This is a genomic window from Streptomyces sp. SAS_270 (assembly GCF_052543295.1).
The window spans coordinates 1-15,741 of sequence record NZ_JBMNDS010000037.1 but is presented as its reverse complement, the minus strand read 5'-3'; the positions used below and the strand labels follow the sequence as shown (position 1 = coordinate 15,741).

12 protein-coding genes are annotated in these 15,741 nt (G+C 72.0%); 9 read left to right on the top strand and 3 right to left on the bottom strand.

Features of this window, described 5'->3' with window-relative positions; all coding sequences use genetic code 11:
* Positions 1-141 precede the first annotated feature (141 nt).
* On the top strand, positions 142-585 hold the full coding sequence (locus tag ACN6LB_RS23750) for a hypothetical protein (RefSeq protein ID WP_445027685.1): 444 nt from the start codon (positions 142-144) through the stop codon (positions 583-585).
* Positions 586-764: 179 nt separating this feature from the next.
* Positions 765-980: a hypothetical protein gene (locus ACN6LB_RS23745; protein WP_356139676.1), complete on the top strand. Its 216-nt coding sequence runs from the start codon at positions 765-767 to the stop codon at positions 978-980.
* 95 nt (positions 981-1,075) lie between these two features.
* On the opposite strand, the gene ACN6LB_RS23740 is transcribed toward ACN6LB_RS23745, so the two are convergent.
* Positions 1,076-4,093: a BTAD domain-containing putative transcriptional regulator gene (locus ACN6LB_RS23740; protein WP_445027684.1), complete on the bottom strand. Its 3,018-nt coding sequence runs from the start codon at positions 4,091-4,093 to the stop codon at positions 1,076-1,078.
* 56 nt (positions 4,094-4,149) lie between these two features.
* Between ACN6LB_RS23740 and ACN6LB_RS23735 the strand changes: the two genes are divergently transcribed.
* On the top strand, positions 4,150-5,733 hold the full coding sequence (locus ACN6LB_RS23735; protein ID WP_445027683.1) for a helix-turn-helix domain-containing protein: 1,584 nt from the start codon (positions 4,150-4,152) through the stop codon (positions 5,731-5,733).
* Between the two features lie 49 nt (positions 5,734-5,782).
* Positions 5,783-6,709, top strand: a complete 927-nt coding sequence (locus tag ACN6LB_RS23730; RefSeq protein ID WP_445027682.1) for an ornithine carbamoyltransferase — start codon at positions 5,783-5,785, stop codon at positions 6,707-6,709.
* An 85-nt stretch (positions 6,710-6,794) separates the two neighbouring features.
* Here ACN6LB_RS23730 and ACN6LB_RS23725 read toward each other — a convergent pair whose 3' ends face one another.
* Both ACN6LB_RS23725 and ACN6LB_RS23720 read right to left on the bottom strand, forming a co-directional pair.
* Positions 6,795-7,007 carry an MbtH family protein gene (locus tag ACN6LB_RS23725; RefSeq protein ID WP_356138288.1) on the bottom strand — a complete coding sequence of 71 codons (213 nt, stop codon included), beginning with the start codon at positions 7,005-7,007 and terminating at the stop codon, positions 6,795-6,797.
* A gap of 45 nt (positions 7,008-7,052) precedes the next feature.
* Positions 7,053-7,352 carry a hypothetical protein gene (locus ACN6LB_RS23720; protein WP_445027681.1) on the bottom strand — a complete coding sequence of 100 codons (300 nt, stop codon included), beginning with the start codon at positions 7,350-7,352 and terminating at the stop codon, positions 7,053-7,055.
* 251 nt (positions 7,353-7,603) lie between these two features.
* On the opposite strand from ACN6LB_RS23720, the gene ACN6LB_RS23715 reads away from it, so the two are divergent.
* From ACN6LB_RS23715 to ACN6LB_RS23695, 5 genes are all read left to right on the top strand, one after another.
* On the top strand, positions 7,604-8,107 hold the full coding sequence (locus ACN6LB_RS23715; protein WP_445027680.1) for a cobalamin B12-binding domain-containing protein: 504 nt from the start codon (positions 7,604-7,606) through the stop codon (positions 8,105-8,107).
* Complete coding sequence (locus ACN6LB_RS23710; protein ID WP_445027679.1) at positions 8,104-9,531, top strand: methylaspartate mutase; 1,428 nt, start codon at positions 8,104-8,106, stop codon at positions 9,529-9,531. The genes ACN6LB_RS23715 and ACN6LB_RS23710 overlap by 4 nt, the downstream gene beginning before the upstream one ends.
* Entirely contained in the window at positions 9,528-10,544 is a 1,017-nt protein-coding gene (locus ACN6LB_RS23705; protein ID WP_356138295.1) for an asparagine synthetase A, read from the top strand. Before ACN6LB_RS23710 ends, ACN6LB_RS23705 begins: the two co-directional genes overlap by 4 nt.
* Entirely contained in the window at positions 10,541-11,809 is a 1,269-nt protein-coding gene (locus ACN6LB_RS23700; protein WP_445027678.1) for a glutamate synthase-related protein, read from the top strand. Before ACN6LB_RS23705 ends, ACN6LB_RS23700 begins: the two co-directional genes overlap by 4 nt.
* A gap of 131 nt (positions 11,810-11,940) precedes the next feature.
* The coding region (locus ACN6LB_RS23695) for an amino acid adenylation domain-containing protein (protein ID WP_445027677.1) at positions 11,941-15,741 on the top strand (3,801 nt) is incomplete at its 3' end.

Below are 15,741 nucleotides of genomic sequence, written 5' to 3'. Positions count from 1 at the left end.
GCGCCATGATGGGGCGGTCGATTCCCGACGCGTTCCCATCGCGAACGGCGGAACGGGAATTCGGCGGGAACGGAACGGGACGGGATCGGGACGCTCGCGCGCCACGGTCGCGAGGTCGTTGTCTGCAGAAGGAGTACTTCCGTGAAGCACACACGGGACCGTTCGCCGGATCGGGCGGAAGACCGGGCGGAGCTGTCGCACGCGCTCCATGACCTGTCCACCGTGGAGCGGTGGGCCGAGCGTGCGAACGGTGACGTCCCGGCCCCGCCGGACGTCGCCCAGGATCAGGAGGCCCCGCAGGGGCCCGAGTTCAGCGTCGAGACGGAGACGGTGAACGGCATGCACAGCGTGGCCCGTATCGCCGCGCATCCGGCGGACGGGGACGCCGTCGCGGGGGGCGGGGAGGCCGCTGCGGCGGGCGAGGAGGGCGCCACGGTGGCGCTGGACGAGTCCGCGCGGGCCGCAGTGCGTTCCCTCGTCAGATCCCTGCTCGATCTGGCGGGCCATGAGTCGGGACCGGCCCGTACCCGGGTGGTCATGACCGCGGCGGGGCCGCGCGTGGTGGGCTGCAGCCTGGGCGAGTAACCGCAGGTCAAAGGCGTTCCTGGGGCGATCCCGTGGGGGTTCCCGGGCCGTTCCCGCATGCGTTCCCGCGGGGCGGTAACACACGGGGAACGGCCCGGGAACGGCCGCCAGCAACATCAGTGGTGTCGGGAAGCGGAAAACACCGCAAACTCCACAAACACCACTTAGGGGCGGACATCATGGGACGCAAGCTTGCTGGGTTCATCGGTCTCGTCGCGGCGACGCTGGTCCTCGGTCTCGGCGGTTCGGTCGAGGCGGGCGTCACCCAGATCCAGCAGGGCATGCAGCACCAGCTCGCCGACAGCCAGGGCCCCACGAGCGTCCTCGCCGACAGCCAGGGTCCGACCGTCGTCCTCGCCGACAGCCAGGGCCCCACGGTCATCGTCGCCGGCTGATCCCACCGCCTCGGCACACCGCCTCCGGCGCTCCGCTTCCCGACACACAGCACAGTGCCGGTGCAGAATCGTTCCGGCATATGCGGCGAGCGATGTCAGCGCCGACGGCGGTCCGCCGCGACCCCCAGCTTGGCGAAGAGTTCCTCGGCCTCGGCACGATGACGGGCGGCGGCGTCGGCATCCTCGGTACCGTCGGCGAGACCGGCCAGGGCGTAGGCCTCCTCGATGCGGTAGCTCATCCCGAAGGCGAGCTCGTGGGCGTGGGCGTGCAGGGCGAGCGCGGCATGCCGGTCGCCCTGTCTGCGGCGCAGCCGGCCCACGATGTTCTCCACCTTGGCCCGGCGCAGCGGTGAGGCGTTGGCCGCGACCAGGCCGAGGGCTCGCTCGGCGAGGTCGGGAACGCGGACCGGCCGGCCCAGATGCTCGTCCACGTCGGCCAGCAGAGCCAGCATCAGCGCCACGTCGCCCGGGTCGCCCTCGTCCGCGGACAGTTCCCGGGCCTTCTCCAGGCTGCGGGCGGCGTCCTCGTACTCACCAAGGCCGATCTGCGCGAAGGCGACGTCGGTGAGTGCGCTGAACACGCTCTCGAACTGGCCGAGTCCGCTGCGCAGCTCCACCGCGCGCAGGGCCGCCGCCTTGGCCTCCTCGTAGCGCCCCCACTGTTCGTAGAGCGTGCTGAGGAGGGTCAGACTGTCGGCCTCCGCGCGCGGAATGGCCAGCTCCCGTTCGTAGGCCGTGGCCCGTTCCAGGTGGACGAGGGCTTCGGGGAAGTTGCCGAGCAGGCTGTTGAACTGGCCGAGCGTGCTCTCGCTGTGCGCCTCGGTGTGCCGGTCGCCGAGCCGGGCGGCGACGTCGCGGCCGGCCCGGGCCGCCTCCAGCCCCTCGGTGAACCGGCCCAGCCGCCAGCAGGCGACCCCCAGGTTGGACAGGCTCATGCCAAGCAACGCGAGGTCACCGAGTCGTTGCGCCGCGGCCACCGATACCCGGCCGAGCGCCCCGAACTCCTCCAGCTGTCCACGCGCGTTGAGCTGGAAGACGAGGTTGCGGGCGAGGCAGACCACGTACCGGTCCTGACCTCGCCGTTCCGCCAGGGTGACCGCCGCCAGCAACGCCGTCTGCTCCCGCGTGAACCAGTCCTGAGCACGTTCGGCGTCGCGCAGGTCCGGCAGTTCGGCGGTGGAGAGGTCGATGCCGGTGGGGCGGTGGCGGCGGCCGGGGTAGAGGACGTCGCAGGCCGTCTCGGTCGCCGTCAGGTAGTAGCCGAGCAGCCGCTCGACCGCGCTGCCGTCCTCGCCGGCGGTGTCGCCCGCCGGGTCGAAGAGGCTCTGCGCGAAGCTGCGGACCAGATCGTGGAAGGTGTAGAGGCCGATCTCCGGCTGCTGGACAAGATGGACGTCGAGCAGCCGTTCGAGAAGGTCCTCGGCGTCCCAGATGCCGGAGCCGAGCAGGGCGCCCGCCGCGTGGACGTTGATGTCACCGCCCGGATGCAGGGCGAGGGTCCGGAACGCCGTACGGCACTCCTCGTCCAGGGCCTGGTACGACAGACGGAGAGTGGCGGAGACGCTGCGGGCGCCGGAGCTGAGCTCGTCGAGCCTGCGGGTCTCGTCGCGCAGACGTTCCGCCAGGTACTGCAGGGTCCAGCGGGGCCGGTTGCGCAGCCGGGCGGTGGCGATCCGCAGGGCGAGCGGGAGGTGGTCGCAGAGCCGGGCGAGTTCGGCGGCGGCCTCGGGTTCGGCGGCGACGCGGGCGGCGCCGAGCGTCTCGGCGACCAGCGCGGCGCTCTCCCCGGGGGGCATCACGCCGATGGAGATCCACTGCGCGCCGTCGAGGTCCACCAGCCGGGCGCGGCTGGTGAGCAGGACCAGGCAGCCGGGGGAGACGGGCAGCAGGGGCTGGATCCCGTCCGCGTCGGCCGCGTTGTCGAGGAGGATCAGGAGCCGCTTCCCGGTCAAGGTCGCACGCCACAGGGCGGTGCGCCCGGCCACCTCGTCGGGTATTCGGTCCCCGGGGATACCGAGCGCGCGCAGCAGGCTGTCGAGCGCGGTACCGGCGGAGACGGGCTGGTCGCCCGGGGTGTAGCCGCGCAGGTCGATGTGGAGCTGACCGTCCGGGTACTCGTCGGCGAGCCGGTGCGCGGCCCGTACGGCGAGGGAGGTCTTGCCGCTGCCGCCCATGCCGTCGATGGCCACGATCCGCGGCCCCTGCTCACTTCTCTCCGTGGCGCAGCGCAGCAGTTCGCCCAGCTCGCGGTCGCGTCCGGTGAAGTCCGCGAGGTCGTAGGGCAGGGTGCAGGGCGGCTCGGCCGGGAGCGGGGCCGGTGGCGGGGCGGGCGCGGCCACGGGGGGTCCGGCCAGTTCGGGGCTCTCGCGCAGGATCCCCTCGTACAGCTTGGTGAGCTGCGGACCGGGGTCGACGCCCAGTTCCTCGACGAGGAGTTCACGGACCTTGCCGTACTCCTCCAGCGCCTCGGCCTGCCGCCCGGCGCGGTACAGGGCGATCATCAGCTGGCCGCGCAGGGTCTCGCGCAGCGGGTGCCGGCCGACCAGCTCACGGAGATCCGGAATGATCTCGACGGCCTCACCGAGCGCGAGGCGCAGCTCCAGCATCTGTTCGGAGGCGGTCAGCCGCCGTTCCTCGATGCTGGTGGCAGCGGCGTCGATCACCGGGCCGCCCACGCCGGAAAGCACCGGGCCGCGCCACAACGCGAGGGCACCGCGCAGCGATTCAACGGCTTCGGTGAAACGGTTTTCGGCCACGGCCGCCTTGGCCGCTCGCACAAGAAGACCGAATTCGGACAGGTCGTTCTGGGATTCCTCGATCACTACGCGATAGCCGGGGCCCTCGGTCTGCAGGACTTCGGAACCGTCCGGGATACGTCTTCGCAGGTCCGCAACTGCCTTGCGGACCTGATGCGATGCGGTCGCCGGGGGTTCGTCGTCCCAAGCGGCCTCGACAAGCCGGGAAACCGGAAGAACCTTTCCCGGCTCCAGTAGCAAAGTGGCCAGAACCCGTTCCTGGATGACTCCGCCGAGTCTCAGCCTCGCCCCATTCGACCACCCCTCGATCGGACCGAGGATATTGAACCGAAGTTGTTCCCCTGCCGCCGTCGTCACCGACCGCTCCCCCTTCGACGCCGCGTCCCCACACAGCTCTGGCCTGGTCGGAGCTGATGGTAGCCGGATGCGTAACGGTGCGGTACTGCACCGGGAATCGTTCGGGAACCCCTTACCGGAAGCTCAACTCCGTCAGCGGGCCACCAACCTCGCCGACAGGCTCGAAAGGGTGCGCACGCCGGGAAAATTCCGGCCGGACACGATCCGTTCCGGATGTCCCGGCAGCTCGGTCGCCTGCCCATACATTTCCACGACATTTGGGGACCAAGGAGACAACAATGAATTCCGAGTCTGCGCCCGGTCTCAGTCTCGCTCTTGATGGACTGCTGCAGAATGCACGGCGGCGGGCGGGCCTCACTCAGGAACAGCTCGCCGGGCTTTCCACGGTCAGCGTGCGCGCCATACGCGACCTGGAACAGGGCCGGGTGCGGAACCCTCGTAAAGAGACTCTCAAATTGCTGGCAAATGCCATGCGCATGAGCGATGCCCGCCGTGTCGAACTCGAACTCGCCGCCGACGCCCACTCGGCGGGGCGCGTCTTCCAGTCCCTCTACAGCGCGGAGCTGGCCGCGCCGCCCACCCCGCTGCGCCCGCTGGTCGGCCGGCGGGCCGAACTGGAGGCGCTCACCGGCCGGTTGGACGGACAGCACGACCGGCTGCTGACCCTGGTCGGCCTGCCCGGCGTGGGCAAGTCCCGGCTCGCGCAGGAGGCGGCTCTGCTGCTGCACACCCGCGACCGGATCCCCGTCCTGTGGGTCGCCCTGGACGAGGCACCCGGCACCGGCATCGAGCGCGGCCCGCAGTCCACGATGACCGACTGGGTCCGCTCGCTGATCCGCGACGGCGAGCGGTACGAGGAACTGACCTCCGTCATCGGCTCCAAGCCCACCCTGATCGTGCTGGACGGCCACGACGCGTCACCGGCCGCCGGACCCGCGCTGCTGAACCTGCTGCGCGCCTGCGAGCGGCTGAAGATCATCATCACCACCCGGCAGGTCGGCCGGCCGCTGGGCGGACGCCTGCTGCCGCTGGCCCCGCTGCCCGCGCCCCTGCTCCCCGACACCGCGTCCGCCCGGCCGGGCGACACTCTCCTGCCGGGCCGCCCCGCCACCGAGCTGATGCTGTCCTACGTCAGCCACATGCGCCCCGACGTCCTGCCCACCGACGCCGTCACCGCCACCCTCGCCCACATCTGCCACTGCCTGGACGGCATTCCGCAGGCACTGGAGGCGGCCGCCTCCTGGCTGCTCCTCTACTCCCCCGAGCAGCTCCTCGACATCGCCCTGACCACCCCGCTCCTCCTGGTCGACGGGGTCACCCCGGAGACCGCGGAGAGCGGCGCGGCGCTCAGCGAACTGCTCGGCGCCGCCCTTGCCGGCCTGGACCCCCGCGCGGCCGATCTGCTGACCCGGCTCGCCGCGCTCCCCGACCCGTGGACGGTGGACGCCGCCACCCGCGCGAGCGCCGCGACGCTCGCCGAGACCGCCCGCGACGTGCACTGCCTGCTGCTGCGCGGCCTGATACGCCAACTGCCCACCGAGCCGGGCGGACCCGTCGGGTTCGCCGTCCTCAACCTGGTCCGTGAACTGCTCCAGGACCACCGTCCCGCCACGGCGGACCTGGTCGGCGCCGCCGACTGAGAGACCGCACCAGCTCTTCAACCCCTCCTCCACGAAAGGCACTTCACCCATGCGCAACCTGATCTCCCTGGCCGACCTCACGCCCGCCGAGCTGGACCGGATCGTGCGGCGGGCCGCCTCCTTCGGCAAGGACGGCGTCGACCGCAGGTCCCTCGACGGCAAGCAGGTCGGCATCTACTTCGCCAAGTCCTCCACCCGCACCCGCAGTTCCTTCTGGAGCGGCGCCACCCGGCTGGGCGCCGACACCATCACGTACGGGCCGAACGAGCTCCAGCTCAGCACCGGCGAGACCGTGGAGGACACCTCGCGGGTGCTCGGGCAGTACCTGGACGCGCTCGTGGTGCGCACCAACGGCGACGTCGAGGAGATACGCCGGCTGGGCAGCAGCCCGGACCTCGCGGTCGTCAACGCGCTGAGCCTGGACGAGCACCCCACCCAGGCGATCGCCGACCTCGCCACGCTCACCGAGCGGTTCGGCTCGCTGGACGGGCTGCATCTGCTCGCCGTCGGCGAGGGCAACAGCTCCGGCGCCGCCCTCGCGCTGGCCACCGCCCTCACCCCCGGCCTGCGCCTGACCCTGCTGTGCCCGAGCGGCTACGAGGTGCCCAAGGACAAGCTGGACCTCGCCGACGAACTCGCGGGCGGCAAGGCGCAGGTGACCCAGGTCGCGAGCCTCGACGAGGTCGAGGGAACGGCCGACGCGGTGTACACCAGCCGCTGGCAGACCATGGGTGTCCCCAAGGCGAACCCGAACTGGCTCGACGACTTCGCCGGGTTCCGGATCGACGACGCGTTCCTCGACCGCTTCGGCGGCCCCGACACCGTGTTCCTGCACGACCTTCCCGCGGTGCGCGGCCAGGAGGTCACCGACGCGGTGCTGGACGGCCCGCGCAGCATCACCTGGCGGCAGGCGTACCACAAGATGACGGCCGCGATGGCTGTGCTGGAGTGGTGCGTGGTCGGTTCCGAGGGCTGACGGAAAACGCAGGAAGCAAAAGCACGCACAAACGCCTGACGGGCTGGATTCCTCCAGCCCGTCAGGCGTTTGTGAATGCGCGGATTCAGCCCGCCAGCGCGGCGACCACCGAACGCGGGCGCATGTCCGTCCAGTTCGCCTCGATGAATTCCATGCACTCCTGCTTTCCGCTCTCCTCCTTGGCCGTCTCCCAGCCCGCCGGCTGCTCGATCCGCGCCGGCCAAAGGGAGTACTGACCCTCGTCGTTGACCAGAACGACATAGCTGCCGTTGGAGTCCTCGAACGGGTTCGTCGCCATGATGTCCACCTCTGCGAAGTGCGAAGTCGGGTTGTGGAGAAGACGCTAGATCCGCACGGCCGCCGCGCCGGGCAGCGAGCCAGGCAGTTGGGCGGCAACCCCGCCGCGATGGGCGCTGGTGACCGCGATACCGGTGGCCACCGTGGCCGCACGGACCGCCGCGAGCGCGTCGCGCAGCAGCTCGGTACGCTCCTGAGGCAGCTCGGAGAGCCCCGGCTGACCTGCCCGTATGAGGGTCAACGCGGCTTCGAAGACGGCTACTTGAGCCTCGCCGAGCGCTTCGTTGCGGTCGATGCGCTCGCGTGCCCGGTCCAGCACGTACTCCAGGGTGTCCGTGTCCGCCATGGCGTGACTCCTCGGTCGGTCGTACCGGTGGGTTCTGCACCCCACCGACGGGTTCCTGCACCCCACTATTCGCGGCCGAGGAGCGGCCCGGCGGCAGCCGGCGCACAACTGCTGCCTACCTGCCTGCCGGTTGCCGCCGGGGACGCCGGAAACGGCCACGGCGCGAATCTACGGTGATGTCCGAAAGGAAGTTCCGGACCCACCGGAAACTCCTTCTCCCCTGTCATCCGATGATGTGGACGAAGCGAACAATGAAGCCTGTGGAATGGGCGGCTCGCCCTCGATCCGGGCCGCTGGACGTCGTCGTTACGGGACTGCCGTCCGATGCGCACACCTGGAACCTCGTATTCATCCAGTTGCTGCTCGAAGACCTCGGGCACACCGTCGTCAACCTGGGGCCGTGCATTCCCCGGGACGAAATCGTCGAGTCCTGCTGCAAGTTCCAGCCCGACCTGCTGGTCGTCAGCAGTGTCAACGGGCACGGCTTCAACGACGCGGGACCGCTCATCGAGGCCGTCCGGTCGCGCTGGGAGCTGGCGGGCCTGCCCGCCGTCATCGGCGGCAAGCTCGGGGTGTCGGGTGGTGGCCGGCAGGAGCAGGCCGCGGAGCTCATGCGGGCCGGCTTCGACGCCGTCTTCCAGGAGGGCGTCGACTTCGCCGCCTTCGAGTCCTTCGTCGGCTCACTGCCGCGGACCTCCGGGGCCCGGACCCCGCTGCCCCGGGCCCGCGCCCTGGCCGAGGAGGTGGCCCGATGACCGCCCCGGTCCAGCCCCGCCCCGCGGAGCGCACCGCCGTGCACCGACGCCCGCTGTCCTTCGGCCGGTTCGTCGCCGAGGCGCAGGCACGCGGCACGCTCGTGGTGCAGCCGCGGATGGGATTCTCCGACCCCTCGCTGATGCGGGCGGGCCTGGTCGCCACCAAGAACGCGGCGGACCCGGTCGTCGGCACCGTCACGATCGACAGCTACACCAGGGTCGGTGACGAACCGTCAGCCGTGCTGGCACTGCACGAGGGCGTCCCGCTGAACGGGTTCCCGATCACCTCCTACAGCCCGCACACCGCGAGCTGGGTCCTCGACGGGGTCCGCGACGCAGGGTTCCCGGTGCAGGTGCGGCACGGCTCGGCGCGCCCCCAGGGCATCGTCGCCGCACTGGCGCAGCTCGGCCTCGACGCCACCGAGGGCGGCCCCGTCTCGTACTGCCTGCCCTACGGGCGTACCCCGCTGCTGGACTCCGTGCGCAACTGGCAGGAGAGCTGCGAGGCACTGGCCGCACTGCGCGCCCACGGCACGGAACCGCACCTGGAGACGTTCGGCGGCTGCATGCTCGGCCAGCTGTGCCCGCCGGGGCTGCTGGTGGCGATCAGCGCGCTGGAAGCACTGTTCTTCCACCGGGCGGGCCTGCGCAGCATCTCGCTCAGCTACGCGCAGCAGACCAATGCCGAGCAGGACCGCGAGGCCGTGCACGCGCTGCGGCGGCTGGCCGGCGACCTGCTCCCCGACACCGACTGGCACATCGTCCTCTACACCTACATGGGCCTGTACCCGCGGACCCGCGAAGGCGCCCTGGACCTCCTCGAACGCTCCGCCGAGCTGGCCGTGGACACCGGCGCGGCCCGGCTGATCGTCAAGACGACCGCCGAGTCGCACCGTATCCCGACGGTCGCGGAGAACGTCGAGGCCCTGCGCACCGCCTCCCGGGCGGCGGCCCTGCACCGGGCGCAGCTCGTCCGACGCGGCACGGCCCCCCGTCCGATCGCCGGACCGGACCGCCTCGCCGCGCTCGCCGACGTGTCCGACAACCCCGTCTACGCCGAGGCCCGCGCGCTCGTCGAGGCCGTACTCGCCCTCGACGCGGACATCGGGCAGGCGCTCTTGAAGGCGTTCGCGCGCGGTCTGCTCGATGTCCCCTACTGCCTTCACCCCGACAACGCGGGCCGCACCCGCAGCCGTATCGACCGCTCCGGCCGGCTCGTCTGGTCGGAGATCGGGGCGATGCCCATCGGCCATGTCTCGCGGCGCGGGGGTCGGCTGACCGCGGCGGGGCTGTACGACGCGCTGTCGTTCGTGCAGCGCCGCCACGACCGCACCCTCGCCTCGACCCCCATCCGGAGCACTCTTCCCGCGGCGTCCCGGCGCCCGTCGGACTCACGGCAGCACACCCAGGAGGTAGCACCATGACCAGCACGTCCGCCGGACTCGACGGCCGCACGCCGCCCTCGTTCCCGTCCTCGCCCGACCAGCACCTGCTGAACGAGAGCACGCGCGCCACGCTGCGTGTGCAGAGCCGGATGCTGGCCGCCACCCGCGCATTCCTGACCGGGCAGGGCTTCCAGGAGCTGCTGCCGCCGGTCATCGGGCCGGTCACCGACCCGGGCATCCGCGGCTCCAAGCAGGTCGACGTCGACTTCTACGGCCACAAGTACAAGCTGATGACCAGCGCGATCCTCTACAAGCAGGCGTCGCTGCTGGCCTTCGACAAGATCTTCTACATCGCGCCGAACGTCCGTCTGGAGCCCCTGGAGACGGCCGTCACGCACCGCCATCTCGCCGAGTTCCACCAGATCGACGTGGAGATACGCGACGCCCGCCGCGAGGACGCGATGGAGGTCGCCGAGCGGCTGGTGGCGTACGTCGTCGACGAGGTGGTCCGGGAGCTGCCGGGCGAGCTGGAGCTGCTCGGCCGGGACCGCGACGCCTTCCGCGAGGTGGTGGTGGGCGCGTTCGCCCGCACCACCCACAAGGAGGCCACCGCCGACCTGATCGCGCTCGGCCATCCGCAGGACCCCGGCGCCGAGATCGACTGGCAGGGCGAGGAGATCATCTCCGCCAAGACCAGCCGCCCGTTCTTCGTCACCGACTACCCGAAGGGCTCGCGCGGCTTCTACGACCGCGAGGACCCCGAGCAGCCCGGTGTACTGCGCAACTTCGACCTGATCGCCCCGGAGGGCTACGGCGAACTCGCCAGCGGCAGCGAGCGCGAGCACGACTACGCGGCGCTCGTGACGCGGATGCGGGAGACCGGCGAGAACCCCGCCAAGTACGGCTGGTACCTGGACCTGGCCCGCCGCGGCATCCCCGCCAGCTCCGGCTTCGGCATCGGCCTGGAGCGCCTCACCCGCTACGTCACCGGCCGCACCGCCGTCTGGGAGGCCAGCGCCTACCCGAAGCTTCCGGGAGTGGTGTCCGCGTGAGCACCGTACTGAGCGCCGCCGGGTTCCCCGAGGAACAGGTGCGCCACCGGGCCCGGCACGGGGCGGCGGGCGCGTTCCCCGCCCTGGACGCCTACGGCAGCGGCCTGCTGGGCGCCGAGCCCGCCGGCTCGGACCCCGGCGACCTGCTGGAGCGGGCCCGGATCGTGCCGCCGGTGTTCATGCCGGAGCGGCTGAAGAAGCTCATCGACCTGGCCCGCGAGCCGCTCTACACGGACGTCGAACTCGACACCGTGGTGGGCGGGTTCGCCTCCCGGCTGCCGCTGTACGTGTCGGCGTTCGGCTCCACCCAGGTCGCCAGCCGCGACCTCGGCGAGGCCGCCGGGCGGCAGGCGGGACGGCTCGGCATCCCGATGGTGATCGGCGAGAACGTGGTGCCGGTCAACGGCTACCGCGCCGCTTCCGACGGCGGTGTCTCCCCGCTGCTGGGCCGGATCGCCGCGTACGCGCAGGCATCGAAGGACGCGTACGGCGGTGTCGTCGTCCAGCAGTCCACCGAGGACGCGGACGCCGAGGTGTGGAACCTCCTCTACAGCGACCCCGTCTGCGAACCGCTGCTGGCCTCCGGCCGCCTCGCCTTCGAGCTGAAGGTCGGCCAGGGCGCCAAGCCGGGCCTCGGCGGACTGACCGTGCTGGGCCGCGACGCCGCCGCGCGGGTCGCCGAACAGTACGCCACCGACCCGGTGTTCGGCGCCGGCAGCGACCGCGTCCTGCGGATCAGCAGCCCCGGCACGTTCACCGAGGAGATCCTGCGCCAGCAGATCCGGCTGATGCGCAACAACTTCCCGCGCGTGAAGGTGTGGGTGAAGCTCCACCCCGGGCGGGACGTGGACTTTGCGGCGGCCACCGCCTGGGCGGCCGGCGCGGACTCCGTGACGGTCGACGGCGCCGAGGGCGGCACCGCCTGGGCGCCCAGCGGGTTCCTCGGCCAGGTCGGGCTGGAGCTCGGCGAGTGCCTGACCCGGATAGGCCGCACCGGGAACTGCCTGCTGGCCAGCGGGCGGATCTGGGAGGGCACCCGGGCCGTCAAGGCGCTCGCGCTGGGGGCCCATGCGGTCGGGCTCGGCCGGGCCGCCCTGCTGGCCGTCGACGAGGACGCCGAGGACGGGCTCGTCCGACTCGTCGAGAGCATCGCCCTGGAGCTGCGGCTGCTGATCAGTGCCGTCGGCAAGTACCGCGTCGACGCGCTGGACGCCGAGGACGTGCTGCTCCCTCCGGAGGCGGCGCCGCCCGCGCGGGCCGGGTGACCGCCCAGGCCGGGTGAACTCCCGGCCGCTCCCTACGACTTGGCAAGACCCCGCACATTCCCCGTCGTGGCTCCGTCGGTCTCCCGGCACGCCGCGAGACCAGCCAACCGAGCTTCCAAGAAGGTGTCGAGATGTCCCAGCAGCAAGCCGGCCCCGCTCTGCCCCCCGGCGCCGACGGCGTGCCGGCCCGCGTCACCGCGTACAACGACACGGCGGTGGACCTTCCCGTCGGCCCGCTGCACGAGCTGTTCGCCGCCCAGGCCGCCCGCACCCCCGACAGGGCCGCCCTGGTCCGCGGGGAGCGCGAGCTGACCTACCGGGAGCTCGACGGCGCGGCCAACGCCCTCGCGAGGGAGCTGATCGCCGCGGGCGTCGGCCCCGGCGACGCGGTCGGGCTGCTCTTCGACCGGTCGCTCGCCTACGTCGTCACGGTGCTCGCGGTCCTCAAGAGCGGCGGCGTGTACGTGCCGCTGGACCCGCGCCAGCGTGCCGAGCGCCAGTCGTGGATCCTCGACAACACCTCCGCCGTACTGCTGGTCACCGACCGCCCGGCCGACGAGACGGAGTTCGCGGCCCACCTGCCCGCGCTCCGCCTGAACGACGAGAGCGTCACGGCCTACGGCCCGGCCGAGGCGCCCGGCGTCGCGGTCCACCCCGACCAGGCGCTGTACGTGATGTTCACCTCCGGCTCCACCGGCACCCCCAAGGGCGTCGTCAACACCCACCGCAACGTCGTCGAACTGGCCCTCGACCCCGGCTTCGGCACCGCCGCCCACGAACGCGTCCTCGCCTACTCGCCGCTGGCCTTCGACTCCTCGACGTACGAGCTGTGGGTGCCGCTGCTGCGCGGCGGCCTCGCCGTCGTACTGTCCTCCCCGAAGATCGACATCGGTGAGCTGGGCGAGGCGATCGCCCGGCACGACATCACCGCCGCGTACTTCACCACCGCCCTCTTCGACGCCATGGCCAGCGAGGCCATCGAGGGCCTCGCCCGGCTGCGGGAGATCTGGACCGGCGGCGACGTGCTCTCCGCGACCGCCCTGCAGAACGTCCTCGACCGGTGCCCGGACACCACGGTCATGCACGTCTACGGCCCCACCGAGGCCACCGTCTTCTGCAGCTACCAGGCCTTCACCCCCGAGGTGCGCACCCTGGAGCGGCTGCACCTGGGCATTCCGATGGCCAACACCGCGATGTACGTCCTCGACGGCGAGCTGCGCCACACCGCCCCCGGCGAGACCGGCGAACTCTACGTAGCGGGCCCGCACTTGGCGCAGGGCTACAGCCGCCGCCCCGACCTGACCGCCGAGCGCTTCACCGCCGACCCGTACGGCCCGGCCGGCAGCCGCATGTACCGCACCGGCGACCTGGCCGCCTGGAACGAGCACGGCGAGATCGTCTTCGGGGGCCGCGCCGACCAGCAGATCAAGCTGCGCGGCAACCGCATCGAGCCCGGCGAGATCGAGTCGGTCCTCACCTCCCATCCCTCGGTCGCCCAGGCCGCCGTGATCGTCCGCGAGGACCGCCCCGGCGACAAGCGCCTGGTCGCCTATGTCGTCCCGGCCGTCGAGGGTGTCATCGACGCCGCCGAACTGCTGCGGTACGCCGGCCAGGAGCTCGTCGAGTACATGGTCCCCTCGGCGCTCGTCCCGCTGGGCACACTGCCGCTGACCCCGAACGGCAAGCTGGACCGGCGCGCGCTGCCCGCCCCCCGGGCCGGCGCGACGGCGAACGGCCGGGCACCGCGCAACGGCGTCGAGGAGGTGCTGTGCGGTCTGTTCGCGCACGCGCTCGGCCTGCCCTCGGTCGGCATCGACGACGACTTCTTCGCCCTCGGCGGCCACTCGCTGCTCGCCACCCGCCTGGTCAGCCGCGTCCGCACCTCACTGAAGGCCCAGCTCTCGCTGCGGGAGTTCTTCAAGTACCCGACCGCGGCCCTGCTCGCCGAGTACATCGCCGCGGACGGCGGCGAGTCGGCTCGCCCCGAGCTGACGGCGACCGAGGAGCGCCCGCGGCTGCTCCCGCTGTCGGCGGCCCAGCAGCGGCTGTGGTTCCTGGACCAGCTGGAGGGCCCGTCGGCGACGTACAACATCCCGCTGGCCGTGCGCGTGCGCGGCTCCCTCGACACCGGCGCCCTGGCGACCGCGTTCACCGATGTGGCGGGCCGCCACGAGAGCCTGCGCACCGTCTTCGGGACGGCCGAGGGCCAGACCTGGCAGCGGGTGCTGCCCGCCGACACGGTCCGCGTCGAGCTGCCGCTCACCCCCGCGACCGACGCGACCCTGGCGGACCTGCTCGCCGCCGAGGCCGCCCGGACCTTCGACCTGGCGGGCGAACTCCCGCTGCGGGCCCGGCTGTTCGAGCTCGACGAACAGGACCACGTGCTGCTCGTCGTCATGCACCACATCGTCTCCGACGGCTGGTCCTACCAGCCGCTGATGCGCGACCTGAGCACCGCCTACGTCACCCGCTCGCGCGGGCAGCGCCCGGCCTGGGAGCCGCTGCCGGTCCAGTACGCCGACTACGCCCTGTGGCACCACGACCTGCTCGGCGACGCGGCGGACGAACAGAGCGTCGCCGCCCTTCAACTCTCCTATTGGAAGCAGGCGTTGGCGGAGCTCCCGGAGGAGGCCACGCTGCCGGCGGTCCGGCCGCGCCCGGCGGTCGCCTCCTACCGCGGCGCCACCCACACCGTGCACTGCCCGCCCCAGGTGCACGCGGCGCTGGCGCGGCTGGCCCGCGAGTCCGGCGCCTCGGTGTTCATGGTCGCCCAGGCCGCCGTGTCGACGCTGCTCTCGCGCTCCGGGGCCGGCCAGGACATCCCGCTCGGCTCGCCGATAGCGGGCCGCACGGACCAGCAGCTCGACGACCTGGTCGGCTTCTTCGTCAACACCCTGGTGCTGCGCACCGATCTGAGCGGTGCCCCGAGCTTCCGCGAGCTGCTGACCCGGGTGCGCGAGACCGACCTCGCCGCCTGGGCCCACCAGGACCTGCCCTTCGACCGGCTGGTCGAGGCCGTCAACCCGGACCGGTCGGCGGCCCGCCACCCCCTCTTCCAGGTCATGCTGACGCTGACGGACGCGGCCACGCCGACCCTCGTCTCGGACGGCCTGGACACGCACGCCGAGTTCACCTGGCTGCAGGCCGCCAAGTTCGACCTCACCTTCTCCTTCGCCGAGCACCGGACGGCGGACGGCGAGGCGGGCGGCCTGGACATCACGGTCGAGTACGCCACCGACCTGTACGACGCCCGCACGGTCGAGGCCACCGCCGAGCGGCTCGTACGGCTGCTGGTCGCGGCGGCCGAGGCGCCCGATCTGCCGGTCGCCGAGCTGGAGTTGCTGTCCTCGGTAGAGCGGAAGCTGCTTCTCGAGGAGCTGGCGGGCCCGGTCACCGACACGGCGGCGGCAGCGGGGCTCGGCGAGCTGTTCGCCGCCCAGGCCGCCCGGACCCCGGACGCGGTGGCCGTCGTCCACGGCGGCGAGGAGCTGACGTACACCGAGCTGAACGAGCGCGCGAACCGGATGGCGCACCGGCTGATCGCGGAGGGGGCGCGGCCCGGCAGCCGGGTCGCCCTCTTCCAGGAGCGGTCCGTGCACTCGGTCGTCAGCACGCTCGCCGTGGTCAAGGCCGGCGCGGTGTACGTCCCGCTCGACACCCGCTACCCCGTCGAGCGCATCCAGCTGATCGTCGCCCAGTCGAGCATCGGCTACTTTCTCACCGACACCGACCTCCCGGACCTCCAACTCCCGGCCGACGCCCGCCTGTTCCACGTCACCGAGCTGCTCGACGGCACGGACGCGAGCGATCCGGCGGTGCGGGTCCATGCCGATCAGCCGGTGTACGCGATGTTCACCTCCGGCTCGACCGGTGTCCCCAAGGGCGTCGCGGTCACCCACCGCAACGTCGCCGACCTCGCCCACCAGAAGATG